11 protein-coding genes are annotated in these 14,759 nt (G+C 70.5%); 3 read left to right on the top strand and 8 right to left on the bottom strand.

Annotated features, from left to right (window positions below):
- Nucleotide 1 precedes the first annotated feature (1 nt).
- Together NR792_RS10515 and NR792_RS10520 are read right to left on the bottom strand one after the other, a co-directional pair.
- On the bottom strand, nucleotides 2-1,153 hold the full coding sequence (locus NR792_RS10515; RefSeq protein WP_375759927.1) for a fatty acid desaturase family protein: 1,152 nt from the start codon (nucleotides 1,151-1,153) through the stop codon (nucleotides 2-4).
- A 98-nt stretch (nucleotides 1,154-1,251) separates the two neighbouring features.
- Nucleotides 1,252-1,728, bottom strand: coding sequence for a MaoC family dehydratase (locus NR792_RS10520; protein ID WP_375759928.1), 477 nt, complete (start codon nucleotides 1,726-1,728; stop codon nucleotides 1,252-1,254).
- Nucleotides 1,729-1,979: 251 nt separating this feature from the next.
- On the opposite strand from NR792_RS10520, the gene NR792_RS10525 reads away from it, so the two are divergent.
- Nucleotides 1,980-3,377, top strand: a complete 1,398-nt coding sequence (locus NR792_RS10525) for a BamA/TamA family outer membrane protein (protein WP_375759929.1) — start codon at nucleotides 1,980-1,982, stop codon at nucleotides 3,375-3,377.
- Between the two features lie 10 nt (nucleotides 3,378-3,387).
- On the opposite strand, the gene NR792_RS10530 is transcribed toward NR792_RS10525, so the two are convergent.
- The 5 genes from NR792_RS10530 to menA all read right to left on the bottom strand — a co-directional run bounded on the left by NR792_RS10530 (nucleotide 3,388) and on the right by menA (nucleotide 10,091).
- Entirely contained in the window at nucleotides 3,388-4,344 is a 957-nt protein-coding gene (locus NR792_RS10530) for a DUF5995 family protein (RefSeq protein ID WP_375759930.1), read from the bottom strand.
- Nucleotides 4,345-4,503: 159 nt separating this feature from the next.
- Entirely contained in the window at nucleotides 4,504-5,757 is a 1,254-nt protein-coding gene (locus NR792_RS10535; protein ID WP_375759931.1) for a c-type cytochrome, read from the bottom strand.
- Between the two features lie 99 nt (nucleotides 5,758-5,856).
- Complete coding sequence (locus tag NR792_RS10540; RefSeq protein ID WP_375759932.1) at nucleotides 5,857-6,984, bottom strand: hypothetical protein; 1,128 nt, start codon at nucleotides 6,982-6,984, stop codon at nucleotides 5,857-5,859.
- Nucleotides 6,985-6,999: 15 nt separating this feature from the next.
- Nucleotides 7,000-8,910, bottom strand: coding sequence for a hypothetical protein (locus NR792_RS10545; protein ID WP_375759933.1), 1,911 nt, complete (start codon nucleotides 8,908-8,910; stop codon nucleotides 7,000-7,002).
- A 236-nt stretch (nucleotides 8,911-9,146) separates the two neighbouring features.
- Nucleotides 9,147-10,091: a 1,4-dihydroxy-2-naphthoate octaprenyltransferase gene (gene menA / locus NR792_RS10550; protein WP_375759934.1), complete on the bottom strand. Its 945-nt coding sequence runs from the start codon at nucleotides 10,089-10,091 to the stop codon at nucleotides 9,147-9,149.
- 254 nt (nucleotides 10,092-10,345) lie between these two features.
- Between menA and NR792_RS10555 the strand changes: the two genes are divergently transcribed.
- On the top strand, nucleotides 10,346-11,041 hold the full coding sequence (locus tag NR792_RS10555) for a DNA-binding protein (RefSeq protein ID WP_375759935.1): 696 nt from the start codon (nucleotides 10,346-10,348) through the stop codon (nucleotides 11,039-11,041).
- 210 nt (nucleotides 11,042-11,251) lie between these two features.
- The gene (locus NR792_RS10560; protein WP_375759936.1) at nucleotides 11,252-13,702 is read left to right on the top strand and encodes a transglycosylase SLT domain-containing protein; all 2,451 of its coding nucleotides are present in this window, start codon (nucleotides 11,252-11,254) and stop codon (nucleotides 13,700-13,702) included.
- A 53-nt stretch (nucleotides 13,703-13,755) separates the two neighbouring features.
- Here NR792_RS10560 and NR792_RS10565 read toward each other — a convergent pair whose 3' ends face one another.
- The gene (locus tag NR792_RS10565) at nucleotides 13,756-14,568 is read right to left on the bottom strand and encodes a hypothetical protein (protein ID WP_375759937.1); all 813 of its coding nucleotides are present in this window, start codon (nucleotides 14,566-14,568) and stop codon (nucleotides 13,756-13,758) included.
- Nucleotides 14,569-14,759: the final 191 nt, after the last annotated feature.

The following is a 14,759-nucleotide window of genomic DNA, read 5'->3' on the forward strand; positions in this document are numbered from 1 at the left end:
TTCAGGCCGCGGAGGCTTCCGCCCGCGCGTCCGCGGCGGACATGGCCGGAGCCGCGGCCTTCACCAGCCGCTTCATGGACGCCTTGCCCACGACGACGTCCACCATCTTCCGCGCGCGCGTCCAGACGCTCTCCTGGACGTAGGGGATGCCGTACTTCTCGCAGAGGGCGCGCACGTGCGGCTGCGCCTCGCGGTACTTCAGCATCGGCAGGTCCGGCCAGAGGTGGTGCTCGATCTGGTAGTTCAGCCACAGGTGGGCGTAGTCGTTGAGGTCGCCGCCGGTGGCGTAGTTCGCGCTGCCCACCACCTGCTGCACCATGCGCTCCGCCTTGTTCGCGGGCGCGGAGTCGAAGCGGTACAGGTCCTCGCCGGTGTGATTGGGCCCCACCACGAAGAACGTGTGCAGGTTGGTGACGACGTCCGCCAGCACGGAGTTGCAGAAGACGCTGAACGCCGCCCACGGCCCCAGCACCAGGAACGCCGCCGGGTACAGCCCGAAGAAGACGGTGGCGTACGGCAGGTAGCAGCGCGTGAAGAGCTCCCACAGCTCCGCGCGCGTCAGCGCCCCACCCTCGCGCCGCCCCTTGCGGCGCAGCGACCCCAGCGTCTCCGGCGCGTAGTAGCTCGCGCGCCAGGTGACGGCCAGCAGCGCCAGCTGCACGTAGCGCAGGGCCAGCGGCCGGCTGTTGTCGCGCAGCGAGCCCTCCGCGTTGCGCTCCAGCAGGTCCGGATCCGCGTCCTCGCCGGTGTGCGAGTGGTGCAGCACGTTGTGCTCGAAGACCCACGCCTCCGGCAGCATCCAGTCCAGCCAGTCCACGAACCGGCGCTTCCCCTTCGCGAAGCCCTTGCTGGTGCGCGACGCGGGCATGCCCGGCACGCGGTCATAGCCCCGGTGCCCCACGTGGTGCATGAGCAGCCAGCGCGTGGAGCGGCCCAGGCCCAGCGCCACCGCGGAGAGCGGATTGGGCGCGATCCACGCCGTGGCCAGGCCCAGCGCGGACGCCACCTTCCCCCAGCGCTCCAGCTTCCGCAGGTGCGCCGCGTCCGGCTCGCCCAGGTTCGCGTCCAGCCGGGCGCGCAGCTCCTTCAGCTCCCGGTAGAAGCCCTCCACGTCCACGGAAGCCAGGTCGAAGTCGGGGGTGCCGCGGGACATGCGAAGGACTCCTCGGGAGCGGGACGGGGACCCCGGCCGGAACGGGCCGCACCGTAGCCTCCACCCGCCCCCACGCAAAGCGTCCCGTCCCGCCCCGCTCAGCCGCCCGCCGGGCGGCGGGGCAACACCAGCTTCGCGACGAGCACCTGCACCACGTCACCCTGCTGGTTGCGCGTCTCGCTGCGCACGGTGGCGATGCCCCGGTCCGGCCGCGTGCGCGAGGGCGTCACCTCCAGCACCTCGCTCTCCACGTGAAGGACGTCCCCCGGGCGTGTGGGCCTGGGCCAGCGGATGTCCCCGCCCGCCCCCACGATGCCGCCCTGGAAGGGCAGCCCGCTCTGGACGTTGAGCTTCATGGTGAGGGCCGCCGTGTGCCAGCCGCTCGCCGCCAGCCCCTCGAAGAGCGTCTCCTTCGCCGCGGCGTCGTCCAGGTGGAAGGCCTGCGGATCGAACTCGCGCGCGAAGGCGATGATCTGCGCCGCGTCCAGCGTGTGCGTGCCGCTGATGAACTTCTGCCCCACCGACAGGTCGTCCAGGAACAGCGCCTGCCGCCCACCCTCTTCCGTCGAAGCCATGCCCGCGTCCCTCCAAGATTGATGCATATCCAGATGATGAGGATAATGCATCCGCGCGGAGGGCGCCCCTTCATCGACAGGGGAGCGCCGTTCCCTCCCTTTCCGCGGGCCCGGTGTCCACTGTTCTCCAGGGCGCACTGAAGGCCCGGGACGACACATGCGGGACGCCGAACGTTGAACATCGCGCGCACGCGCCGGCGGACACACGTTGAAACAGCCAGGGCCCACGGACCGTGCGGTATGAGCAGAGCGTGCCGCTCCCCCGCTTCCGCCATCACCTGTCCGTCCTCGCCGTGGCCCTGACGGGCCTGGCCGCCCCCGTGGCCCACGCCGACGAGGACCTGCCTGTGTCCGAGCTCCACCGCCCCCAGGTGGCGGAGGTGACGGTGGAGGGCGCGAACAAGACGACGTCCTCGACGGTGCGCGCGTTCGGGCAGCTGGACGTGGGCGACGAGGTGGACGGCGAGGAGCTGGAGAAGGTGGAGCGGCGGCTGCTGGCCACGGGGCTGTTCCAGGACGTGCGCGCGAGCACGGAGCCCATGGCCGACGGACGCGTGCGGCTGGTGCTGCGGGTGAAGGACAAGGCGTCGTGGGTGGTGGCCCCCACGGTGGCGCTGTCCTCCGCGAACACCGGCGGCGGGCTGCTCTACGCGGAGAACAACCTGGGCGGCCGCGCGAAGAAGCTCGCCGTCGCGGCGCAGGTGAGCACCGGCGAGAGCGGCGTGTACGTGGGCTTCCTGGATCCCATCGTCTTCGGCCTGCCGCAGCTCAAGTTCAGCCTGGAGGGACAGCTCAAGAGCGACCGCGTGGACGAGTACCGTCCGGACGCCAACCAGGACGACCCGGAGATCCTCCGGCGCACGCGCTTCAACTCGGCGTCCCTCAGCTCCGAGCTGGGCTTCATCCTCTTCGAGCGCGTGCGCGCGGCGGCGAAGTACCGCGTGTCCAGCATCGACGCGCGGGCGCCGGACCCCGAGAAGCCGGTGACGACGCAGGCCTTCTCCACCGGCCCTTCCCTGCGCGACACGTCGCTGCGCTTCATGGTGGGACTGGACTCGCGCCAGACGCTGCACGCGGTGACGGAGGGGCTCAACCTGGAGGGCTCCTACGAGGTGTCCGTCCCGGGCGTGTGGAGCGAGTTCCGCTACCGCAAGTTCGGCATCCTCTACCGCCACGGCCTGCGCTTCTTCAGCGAGAACAACCTGGTGCTGCGCGGGGAGCTGGCCGTGGGCAAGGACCTGCCCTTCCACCAGGAGCTGGTGATGGGCGGCACCACGCTGCGCGGCTTCCAGTACCGGCAGTTCCGCGGCGACACGCGGGTCACCTTCACCGCCGAGTACCACTTCCCTCTCTTCAAGGTGAAGTCGCTGGCCTTCCGGGGCCTGGGCTTCTCCGACACGGGCGTCATCGCGTGGCGCGACCTGCCCTCGGACGGGCTGCTGCGCGACGCCAGCGGACGCGTCATCCGCGGCTACCTGCCGCAGACGATGGCGAGCCAGAACTCCGCGACCCTGGCCCAGGGCGTGGGCGCGGGCCTGCGGCTGTACCTCAACAACGTCGTGCTGCCCCTGCTGGGGGTGGACGTCGCCTACGGGGTCAACTCCGGCCAGGTGCGCTTCTACCTCGTGGCCGGAGTCACGCCTTCCTGAGGCGGCCCGCTCAGCTGGCGCGGGCGTTGACGCCCACGTCCGCGGCCGGAGCCGGAAGCACCACGCCGGGCCACGACTCCGGCGGCAGCGTCAGGCTGAACGGCGGCGCCTCGCCGAGCACCGTCCGCCACAGCGCCTTGTCCGCGCACAGCGCCTGGGCGATGCGGCCGGACGTCGTGCGCACGCGCTCCACGACGGCCTGGTACTCCTCGGGCGTCTGCGCCTCCAGCATCGCGACGACGTTCTCCCAGACGCGCTGCCGCCAGACGATGAGCATCTGCATGACGGCCCGCTCCACCACGGGGCGGCTGAAGGGCACCTTCAGCAGCAGCTTCGTGGAGGTGCAGCGATAGCGCTCGGCGAGCAGGTCCAGGCACTCCGGGATGCACGAGCGGAGGATCTCGTTCACGTGGAAGTAGTCGTGCCGGTAGCGCGCCAGGCGGCGCGCATCCGCCGGCGGGGACTGGTGCGCGATGTTGTCGTAGACGACCATTCCCAGGTCGTGGTTGATGTGGGCGCTCACGCCCAGGAGCGCGTCCTGATACGGCTGCGTGAGTCCCTGGGCGGGATAGTGCGTCGCGAAGCGCCACGCCGCGGTGGGCAGCGGCAGGTTCTTCAGCGAGTCGCGCACCGCGATGAGCGCCTCTTCCGCGAAGCGGCCCGTCAGGTGCGACAGCCACTCGGGCTCGAGGAAGCCGCCCGCGTCCGGCCTGCTCAGCAGGTGGACGACCTTCCGGGTGACGATGGCGTAGATGTCCAGGAAGATGGCGCGTGAGTCATTGCGCGCGTTCAGCCGGCCGAGGATCTTCTCCAGCCCCTCCAGCGCCTCCTCGGCGTTGACGGGGTTCCAGAGCACGTCATCCAGCTGGATGGGTCCCTGCGCATCCGGCGCCTTCGTCTCGTGGAGGTGGACGGGCTTCGAACGCTGCTTGCGAGGGGACAGGGAAGAGGCCGGTGAAACAGTCATGGAATGACGCTCCGCGGGGTGGGGGAACGACTTCGCATGAAAGCTTATATCAACCTGTACTTCCTGTGACACCAGCCCACCCCGGAAGCGGCGAACCGTTTCAACAAGCCCCCGCGTGTCGACACTCACGCGAGGGCTTTTGTCACACCGTCGTCAAACTCAGGGCGCGGTGCCTTCGCTGACGGTGCCGCCCGTCTTGCCCAGGACGTACTTCGCCAGGGACAGGGCGTTGTTCTCGTCGACGAGCGTCTCGTAGGTGGGCATCTGCGTGCCGGGCTTGAAGGACTCCGGGTTGCGGATCCACTTGGCCACTTCCTCGGGGGCCTTGCCCTTGGCGCCCTGGAGCTTGGCCTCGTAGGCCTTGCCGGGGGCGTGGCAGGTCGCGCAGCCCAGGGCGCTGAACATCTTCTCCGGGTCGTTGGTGGGCTCCGCCTTGGGGCGGCCACCGGCGGGGGGCGGCACCACCTTGTCGTTGGGCTTCATGGAGCGCAGGAAGGTGTAGAGGGCCGTGAGCTCCGCGTCGTCCGCGTAGCGGTACTTGGGCATGGGGGCGCGCAGGATGTAGCCCCCGGGCGTCACGCCCGTGCGCATGGCCAGGATGAACTCATCCAGCGTCCACTTGCCGATGCCGGCCGTCTCGCTGACGGTGATGTTGGGCGACAGCAGCTTGCCCTCGCCGCCCAGCGGCGTCAGGTCGAACTCGAAGCCGCCGCTCAGCACGGTGTCCGGGTGCTGCAGCTTCACCGCGCTGCCGTCGAAGCCCGGCGAGTGGCAGAAGACGCAGTCGTAGACGCTGCCGGCCAGGTAGCGGCCGTACTCCACGGAGTCCGCCGCCTTCGCGGGCACGGGCACCGGCTCCGTGCGGCCCTTGTCGTTGATGCCCATGGCGAACGCGAACACCATGCGGCCCGGGGGCGTCAGCTCGGAGCGCGGCGGCTGCTGCTTCTCCGGCGCGAAGTCCGGGTGCCCGGAGCGCATGAAGCCGATGACCGCCGCGATGTCCTTGTCACCCATGTTGGGGAACGCGGGCATGGGGCGGAAGTGGTGGCTCTTGTCGATGCCGTTGATCACCATGCGGGCGATCTCCTGGTCCGTCCAGGCCCCCACGCCCTTCTCCGGGTCGGACGTGATGTTCGCCGAGTAGAACGTGCCCAGGTCGGGCGGGAAGTCGTGCATCCGAACGCCCACGGGCTTGGTGTTGCCACCGCCCGCGTGACACTCGGCACACACCGCGCGGAAGACCTGCTCACCGCGGGCAATGCCCTCCGGCGAGGTGTCGCGCGTGATGTTGGGCAGCGCCACGTAGTCATACGACTTGTTGATCTTGTGGGTGGCCACGCCCATGGCGGTACCCGCGCCAATCAAGACCAGGGCGACCAGCACTCCAATGGCCAGCAGGATCTTCTTCATCATGGGGAATGTTGCTCCGGACGAACGGGGACGAAACACGGACGCTCCGTCCTCCCCACGGGGAGGGGGAACGGAGCGCAGGCGCTGAGACGGGTGCGGCGGCTACTGCCCGGGCACGCAGGTGCTGGGCGGGGGAATGGAGGGCGTCGCCGAGGGGACCGCGGGCGCCATCTGCAGGCCCGCGAACGTGACGAGCCCCGGGATCTGCGGGAGCTCCAGCGGCTGCAGCGACCAGGGACGGTTCTCCGCCGCGCTCGTCGTGGCGTCCTTCGCCGTGTACGTCACGTTGCCCGGAGGCCCCATGAGCGGCGGGTGGACGATGGCCACCAGGCCCAGGCTGCTGTGGGGCGCGGGCGGACCCGGCGCGATGAAGAAGCCGCGCGTGGACTGCAGGGCCGCGACCGGCGGCGGCAGCGGCGCGCCGACGGGTGCCCACTCGATGTTGAGCACGCGGCCGGACGAGGCCTCCACGGTGGTGTTGGGCGCGGGCACGCGGAACACCGGGAAGCCCGGCTGGTACAGCCAGAAGACCGTGATGCCGCCGAAGCGGCCCGGGTTGAGCAGGTCCGCCACCGTCACGGACGTGCCCTCGGAGGACAGGTACTTCGCCACCGCCTCCAGGATGCCCTTGTCGCTCACCTGGAGCGCTTCCAGGCCCACGCACGCGCTGTGCGCCGGCACCACCGGCCGGATGGTCAACGTGGGCAGGTAGTTGCCCTCCGGCACGGGCGGCAGCGGGAACGGCGCCGGCACGTCGTTGGCCAGGGAGGGCGGAGTGGGCAGCGTGGGCAGCGAGCCCAGGGAGAGGACGAAGAACGGCGGCCCCCGGCGCGTGGGCACCTTGTCCAGGGTCCACAGGCCGGCGGCGCTGGACAGCGTGGGCGGTGCCGGGTCGGGCGGCCGGCCCGTCGCCGGGTCCGGCACCGTGTCCTGCAGGGTGATGGGCGCGTTGCGCACCACCGCGCGCTGCAAGAGCGGGCTGAACTCCGCGTACAGCGGCGGCAGCGCGCACCGCGCGGGCGGCGGCGCGCAGTTGGCCAGGTTGATGAAGTAGGCCTCCGGGTCCACCGTGAAGCCCGTCAGCCGGGAGGTGAGGCCCGCCGGCTCGCGGTTCTCATAGGTGGGGCGCGGCGTGAAGGTGGACGACGCGGGGGAGTTGGAGGATTCCGTGCAGCCGGCGTTCAGCACGGCCGCGCCGAGCAGCGTTCCGACGAAGAGGGCTTTTTGCATGGCGGGTCGCATCCCCTACTTCGCGGGGAGGATGTGGCCGGCGGGGAGCTGCTCGCCGCCGTGGCACGTCTGCGCGCAGTTGCCGAACTTGCTGGGCGTGCCGCGCTGGTTGAAGGCGATCTGGAAGAACTCGTCCCCGTGCTGGGAGATGTGGCACGAGCCGCACAGCGCCAGGCTGGGCCGCTCCGTGCTCTTGCGCGTCAGGTGGCACACGGTGCAGTCCGCGCGGTTCGCCGGGTAGCTGGGCGAGTTCATGTGGATGCGGTGCACCATCTCCTGCGTGCGGCCCACCGTGTCCGTGTCGTAGTGGTGGCAGACCTTGCAGCTCTCGATGTGGTCCACCGACAGGCCGTGGCGCAGGTTGTCCAGCGACAGCACGCCGCGGTGGCAGATCTGGCAGTTGCCCACGTTGCCCGGGTACGTCGTGGGCTCGTCCTGGCCCACCTGGAAGAAGAACGGGTTCAGCTTCGCGACGCGCTCGCCCATGGACGCGCGGTTGAACTTCACCAGCGCCACGTAGGTGCCCGGCTTCGCGTCCGGGGGCAGCGTGAACGTCTGGCGCGTGGGCCACTTGTAGTCCATCAGGCCCGGCGTCAGGCCCGTGAGCGTGGCGTCATCCAGGAACGCGAACGGGAACGGCTTGGCGAAGAACTGGGGCTTGTCGCTGGGGTTGCCCAGCACCTGGAGGTCCTGGAGCGGGCCGGCGATGGCCACGTTGGAGATGGAGTCGTTCTCCGTGACGGTCGCGATGACGTTGGGGACGAACGTCTGGATGCCGTTGGCCTGGCCGCTGATGATCTCCTTCGCGCTGGGCAGCAGGTCCTTGGAGTGCAGGTGGGCGCCCGCGCTGTCGCGCAGGTCCACGTAGACGCTCACGTCCTCGCCGGGCTTGTAGAAGCTGCCCTCCTTCGGGGGAGCGAACACCAGCCGCGAGTCCAGGCCCGGGCTGCACTGCACCGGGTTGCCGGCGTCGTCGGTGCAGGTGGAGGGGCGCTCATCCGGGATGACGTACGTCACCGGGAAGTAGAACGGCTTGTCCGGCAGCTGGCTCCAGGTGGCCTTGAGCGCGCCGGGGCCCGACAGGCGCGGGATGCGCAGCACCTTGAAGGGGTTGGTGCTGCCCACCATGTCCACGCGCGCGATGGTGCGCGTGATGGCGCTCTGGTCCAGGCCGCCCGGGAAGCCCGCCACGGTGCCGGGGTCCTTGTCACCGGGGAAGCGCGGCGGCTTGAGGTTCTCCGAACGCCAGGAGAAGCGGCTGTGGCCGGCGTAGGGGGACGACGCCAGCAGCTCCGAGCGCAGGTAGGTCTGGCTGGCGCGCGAGGTGCCCGTCTCGTCCAGCACCTCCACGGTGATGGTGTCGTCCTTCACCTTCTGCCAGTTCGCGTTGCCGAACTGCACCTCGCGGGTCCAGCAGTCCTCCACGGCGCCGGCGAGGCTGTAGAAGCTCCACTCGTCCGGGCCCTGGTTGACGTTGCCCCAGTCCAGGCCCGCGAACACGGACTGGTTCTTGATCCACCCGAGCGCGGCGGTCTGGTCGTTGGGGTTGTTGTGCTGGTTGACCACGGTCTCCGAGACGGAGAACTGGTTCAGGAAGTACTGGTTGTCCGAGAGGATCTGCAGCGTCCCGGTGGGAGGCGACAGCGTCAGCGGGTTCTGCGCGAGCGGCGTGATGCACACGTCCGGGTACGGGACGGGCACGCCGTTCTTCGCCACCATCTGCCCGTTGGGCAGGAAGGCGCAGCCATTGATGTACTGGAGGCTGAGCCGGATCGCGCCGGAGTTGAGCCCCTGGTAGGGGTCGAACCGCTTGGCGCCGCGACCCGTGGTGGACCCCTCGTCGTCAGTGACCTTGAGGAGGTTGCAGGACAGCAGGGGCACCAGCAGGGCGCACCACGCGCTCTTCAACAGGATTGAGCGATTCATGGAAGACGAGGCCGGAGGCAGGCAGGGGGAGGAAAGGGAGCAGGTGTCCTCACGCGCGGGCCCACGCGTCCCACCCTTCCCGACGCCGCCAGCGCTCCGCCACGCGGAGACGGTGAGGCCCGGTAAGGGTTGGGAGGAGAACACCTCATCGGTTCAAACTGACCACATTATGAGAGTCCGCGCAATTCGTGGACTTCAGATCGCGCAGGGGGGCTGAGTGCCCGCCGCCGCCTGACTCAGGGCGTCGTCCGGGGCCAGAAGCTGAGGCCCGCGGACAGGAGCAGCGCGAAGACGAGCCCCAGCGCCGCGGTCTTCCCCAGGTGCGGGTTGAGCGCGCTGCCGTCCTCCCTCCAGATGGCGCGGATCTGCTTCACCGCGAGTGGCAGGGCCGCCAGCGGGAAGAGCCAGCCGCCCGCGTGCTCCGGCAGCAACAGCCAGGCGAGCACCGGGAGCACGAACGCGCCTCCCACCGCCAGCGTGTACTCCCACTGCCCGAAGCGCTGGCCGAAGCGCACCACGAGCGTGCGCTTGCCGGCGACGACGTCCGTCTTGCGGTCGCGCAGGTTGTTCACCGCGAGGATGCCGGCGGAGAACAGCCCCATGGACAGCCCCGCCAGCCACACGGCCGGCGTGACGTGGTGGGTGAGCACGACGTAGCTGCCGCTCACCCCCAGGAGCCCGAAGATGATCAGCACCAGCACGTCCCCCAGCCCCAGGTAGCCCAGGGGGATGGGGCCCGCGGAGTAGAAGACCGCGCCCGCCAGACAGAAGGCGCCGCCCGCGAACACCGGCCACCCTTCCGCCTGCGTCAAGAGCAGCAGCGCGAGCGAGGAGCCCGTGAACGCCAGCGCCGCGGCCGTCGCCACCTCGCGCGCGGACAGCCAGCCCTTCTGCGTGACGCGCGCGGGCCCCAGGCGCGCCTCGGTGTCCGCGCCGCGCTCGAAGTCCGCGTAGTCGTTCACCAGGTTGCTGACGATCTGCATGAGCACGAAGCCCACCAGGAACGTGAGCGCGGGCACCGGCCGCCAGCTGCCCTCCGCGTTGGCGAAGGCCCAGCCCAGCACCGTGGGCGCGACGGAAGCGGTCAGCGTCTTGGGCCGCAGCGCGAGCCACCAGATGCGGGCCAGAGGGGGTTTGGCTTCGAGCGCGACACTCGACGACGGGAGACTCGGGGTGGCCATGGATGTCCGGGGGAGGGCAGCAGCCGCACGGTAAAGCTACAAGCCCACCAGCGGCAAGAGGACGCAATGTCTCACATTCATCCTCCTCATGTATCACCTGATACAGGCCCGCACCGTCGGTAGCAGACGCGCCTTGTCAACACTCCGTCCGCCCGCGGCGTGACTCAAAGGCAGACACCAGTCACACCTCAAGTTAATTCAAGAACAAGTAGAATTAATTGAATAGAAGGCTTAGTGGATGATAAAAGGTGGCCATGAACTCCTCTTCCTTCTCCTCCTCCCCTGCCCCGTCCCTTTCGCGCCGGGGTGCCCTGGCGCTGCTGGGTGCGCTCGCGTTCGCACTCGCCGGCTGCCAGCCGGTCCTCTCCATCGCCGACGCGCGGTCTCGCGCCGACGGGTCGGAGGTGACGGTGCAGGGCGCGGTCACCGTGCCCCCCGGCGCGTTCGCCTCCGCCATGGGCGACGAGGGCTTCGCCATCCAGGACGACACCGGCGGCATCTACGTGAAGCTCGAGGAGAAGCTGTCCTTCGGACTGGGGGCCCGCGTGCGAGTCACCGGCACGCTGGACGAGCAGAACCAGCTGCGCATCCTCAAGACGGTGCCCGTGGACGTGGACCTGAGGCCCGGCACGGAGCAGGTGGCGCCCCAGGACGTCACCACCGGCGGTGTGAACGAGTCCGTGGAGGGCGAGCTCATCCGCGTGAGCGGCGCCATCACCCAGGCCTTCGTGGACGACTCGCCCTACGGCTACAAGCTCTACATCGACGACGGCACCGGCGAGGTGCAGGTGTTCGTCCACGTGTCCGCCGGGTTCGACAAGGCCGCGCTCCAGGCCCTCACCGTGGGACAGCGCATCACCGTGGTGGGGCTGGCCGCGCAGTACGAGACCACCTACGAGGTCGCCCCCCGCATGCCGAGCGACCTGGTGGTCCAGACGACCACCCCCTGACGGGCAGGCGGGCGCCCCTGGGTATCTGGTGCCCCAGGAGCCAGTCGAGGGGCCGGCGGGCCGTTGGCTTTCGTGCAACACCCCTGATGTGGGCCCGGGGGCGGATGCACGATAGCCAACGCGCGCCTGGCAAGCAGTCAGCCGGGCAGGTTCCAAGCACACCGGCAGTGCCAATCCATCGGGGTCCCTGGCGGACGAACGAGGGCTGGCATGGACGGACTTCGAGGAACAGCTGCGGTCTTGCTTGCGTGCGCGGGCCTGTGGGCCCCGGGCGCCGCGTGGGCGCAGGCCGCCGGTGAGGACGACTCCGGCGACGTGATGTCGGAAGAGAAGCTGGAGGCCCTGCTCGACACGCCGACGGCGCAGCCCTCCCAGGACGAGGTGACGGCGGAGGCCTTCGGGCCGGAGCGGCTGACGCCCTACTTCGCGGAAGGCCTGCTGGCGAAGGCGAAGGCGGAGTTCGACCGGGGCCGGTACAAGTCCGCGCGGGCGCTGCTCGCCACGGAGTCCCCCCCTTCCCTCCCCGGCCGCTTCCTCCAGGCCCAGAGCGCGTTCCTCGCGCGCGACTTCGCCACCGCCGCCGCGGAGTTCACCGCGCTCGCGGAGGACTACGCGCCCCTGCGCGACCACTGCCTGATGCGGGCCGCGCAGTCGCATGAGCGGCTGCGCAAGCCGCTGCGCGCGGCGGAGCAGTACGGCCAGGTGAGCCCGGGCTCCCCGCTCTACCCGGAGGCCCGCTTCACCATGGCGCGCGTGCTCAAGCGCCAGCTGCGCATCCCCGAGGCGCTGACCGCGCTGCAGGAGTTCATCGACAGCCGGCAGGCCCGCGGCCCGGACGCGCTCCGCATGAAGGCGCTGCTCGCGTACTGCGACCTGGCGCGCGCGCAGGGCATGTACAACGCCGAGCACCGCGCGCTGCTGGAGGTCTGGGCCACCGCGCCCCTGTCACCGGAGGCGGACCGCGCTCGCGCCCTGCTGCGCGACCTGCCCCTGCCCATGAAGTGGCGCGTGCGCCGCGCGGAGGCGCTGGTGGAGCTGCACCAGAACGTCGCGGCCATGAACATGCTGGCCCGCTCGGGCCCCCGGACGGAGCTCCCGGACGAGCTGGCCTGCCGCGCCCAGCTCACCCTGGGCCGCGCGCTGCGCAAGGAGCGCCAGCACCGCCGCGCCATCCAGGTGCTGGAGCCGGTGGCGCGCGAGTGCCTGTCGCCCGAGCAGCGGCCGCAGGCGCTCTACCTGCTCGCCTATTCGCAGTCGGTGGTGCAGCCGGAAGCGGCGGTGGAGACGTACGCCACGCTGGCGCGGGACTACCCGGAGCACGGCTACGCGGACGACGCGCTGTTCTTCGAGGCCTGGACGCAGCAGCGCCTGAACCGCACGGACGAAGCGCTTCAGAACTACGAGGCGCTGGCGAAGCGCTACCCCGCGGGCAACTTCGCCGCCGAGGCCCTCTTCCGCGCCTTCTGGCTGCACCTGCGCAAGAACGAGACGCAGCCGGGTCTGGCGTCGCTGATGGCGGTGGAGCAGCTGCCGGAGGCCGCGCGCACCGACGAGGCCCTGTGGCGCGCGCGCTACTGGCAGGCGCGGGTCCAGGAGAACGGCGGCGCGCTGGACGCGGCGCTCGCGCGCTACGAGCTCATCGCCACCGAGCGCCCCACGGCCTGGTACGGCCTGCTGTCCCGCACGCGGCTGGCGCAGCACGCGCCGGAGCGGCTGGCGCGGCTGACGGAGGCCTCCGCGCAGGCCGTCCCCGCGAAGACGCTGAACACCGCCGCGCCGGCCAGCGACGAGGTCTGGCCCCTGCCCCCGGGCCCGCTCCGGAAGGATCCGCGCTTCGCGGCGGGCGTGGAGCTCTTGCGCCTGGGACAGCCGGGCGTGGTGGAGGAGCTGCTCGCGGTGGACACGCGCGGCCTGGCGGAGGCGCCCGCGCGGCTGCTCTACCAGACCATGCGCCGCACCGGCCGGGGCCGGGCCACGCGGCAGGTGGCCCGCGTGACGCTGCGCCAGGAGGCCGCGGGCCCCTTGAGCGCCGCGTCCCGCCCGGTGTGGGAGGCGACGTGGCCGCTCGCGTTCCGGCCGCTCATCCAGAGCCATTCGCGGGCCGCGCGCGTGGATCCGGACCTCCTGCAGGGCCTCATCCGCGAGGAGAGCCGGTTCAACCCGCGCGCGCGCTCCTCCACCGGCGCGCTGGGGCTCGCGCAGCTCATGCCCGGCACGGCGAAGCAGGTGGCGGACTCGCTCAAGCTGGCGTCGTTCGAGGTGTCGTCGCTCCTCCAGCCCGCGCAGAACATCCGGCTGGGCGCGACGTACCTGGGCTCGCTGCTCAAGCACTTCGGCGGCAACCCCGCCTACGCCGTGGCCGCCTACAACGCGGGCCCCGCCGCGGTGGAGCGCTGGCGCAAGGCCCTGCCCCAGGCGGAGCTGGACGAGTGGGTGGAGCACATCGCCTTCGATGAGACCCGCGACTACGTGAAGCGCGTGCTCAGCAGCTACAGCGCCTACAAGCTGCTCTACGCGAATGAGGTCCCGGCCTCCTTCGCGCCGGCGCGCAAGGCCCCGCTGGAGGCCGCGCGCACGCCCTCGGTGAGCCCCGCCACCGGCGTGGGCGGCAGCGGCCGGAACGTGGCGACGCCCACGTCCTCCGTCTCCGGGAGACGCTAGCGGCACGACGCCGGACGGGAGTCGCGAGGCCCCCGTCCGGCACGCCTTCCCTGCTACTTCACGCCCGTGGGCTGCGTGATGGACTCCGACCGGATGGTGTACTGGCCGGCGATGGCGTTCGTGTCGATGCCCGTGAAGTGACGGTACGGGTACGCGCCATCCGCGATGATCTCGATGAACTCCACCGAGTCACCCGTGACGGACTTGCCGTTGAGGTCCACGGCGAAGGTGTTCTTCTCCGCGTCCACGCGCCACACGCACGCGCCCACGTTCGTCTCCGCGGAGCCGGTGGACAGCCCGTCGATGTCGAAGTCGTTCAGGAAGTGGTGGTGCATCTCCGCCCAGCGGAGGAAGTCCCGGAAGTTGGTGAAGACGATCATCATCCCGGCCGGCTGCTGGCTGGAGCCCTGGAGCACGCCGCCCCGGTAGACGTTCATCCGGTACGCGGAGCCGCCCGGTGAGCCCGTGAACGTGGGCACCAGGTTGACCGAGTTCGCCTCACGGCCCGGGGTGACCTTCAGCGTGCTGACGACCTGATCCCCATCGCGCGCGGCCAGCTGGTAGCCGCCCTGCGCGCCCAGGCTGAACGCCACGCGCTGCTCCCACTTCACCGCCTGCGCGAAGCTGCTGGAGACGCCGTCCTTCTGCGTCAGCAGCCCCGACACCGCCAGCCCGTCCGCGACGGAGTCCACCTTCGCCCGGCCCAACGCGCAGGTCGTGATGCCCTCGAACTTCTTCACACACTGGGACGCCGCGGACTCCTGCGCGCTCAGCGAACCGGCGGCCTGTCCGTCGTCACCGCCCGCGCAACCCGTCATGCCCAGCAGCAGGGACGCCAGCAGGGAACCCGTCATCTTCAGGTGCATGCACTACCTCATCGTGTGGGGTGGACTGCCCGCGGCCCTACTGCACCCCGCGCGCCAATACCCGGAGTCCGTCTGTTTTCACTCTTGCAATTCATTGCGTGAGAAAACAGGAGTAGCGTTTCATGCTACATGAAACACACGCCATGTGACGGTCCCGGTCTCACGCGGAGCGCCAGGACGTCTCGCGCCCG

It is taken from the genome of Corallococcus exercitus, assembly GCF_042231735.1.
In the GTDB taxonomy this organism is placed as follows: domain Bacteria; phylum Myxococcota; class Myxococcia; order Myxococcales; family Myxococcaceae; genus Corallococcus; species Corallococcus exercitus_B.

Bases quoted from the DNA above. Each gene is read 5' to 3' on its own strand.
- NR792_RS10515 (WP_375759927.1), bottom strand. From the start codon at position 1,153: ATGTCCCGCGGCACCCCCGACTTCGACCTGGCTTCCGTGGACGTGGAG.
- NR792_RS10520 (WP_375759928.1), bottom strand. From the start codon at position 1,728: ATGGCTTCGACGGAAGAGGGTGGGCGGCAGGCGCTGTTCCTGGACGAC.
- NR792_RS10530 (WP_375759930.1), bottom strand. From the start codon at position 4,344: ATGACTGTTTCACCGGCCTCTTCCCTGTCCCCTCGCAAGCAGCGTTCG.
- NR792_RS10535 (WP_375759931.1), bottom strand. From the start codon at position 5,757: ATGATGAAGAAGATCCTGCTGGCCATTGGAGTGCTGGTCGCCCTGGTC.
- NR792_RS10540 (WP_375759932.1), bottom strand. From the start codon at position 6,984: ATGCAAAAAGCCCTCTTCGTCGGAACGCTGCTCGGCGCGGCCGTGCTG.
- NR792_RS10545 (WP_375759933.1), bottom strand. From the start codon at position 8,910: ATGAATCGCTCAATCCTGTTGAAGAGCGCGTGGTGCGCCCTGCTGGTG.
- menA (WP_375759934.1), bottom strand. From the start codon at position 10,091: ATGGCCACCCCGAGTCTCCCGTCGTCGAGTGTCGCGCTCGAAGCCAAA.
- NR792_RS10555 (WP_375759935.1), top strand. From the start codon at position 10,346: ATGAACTCCTCTTCCTTCTCCTCCTCCCCTGCCCCGTCCCTTTCGCGC.
- NR792_RS10560 (WP_375759936.1), top strand. From the start codon at position 11,252: ATGGACGGACTTCGAGGAACAGCTGCGGTCTTGCTTGCGTGCGCGGGC.
- NR792_RS10565 (WP_375759937.1), bottom strand. From the start codon at position 14,568: ATGCACCTGAAGATGACGGGTTCCCTGCTGGCGTCCCTGCTGCTGGGC.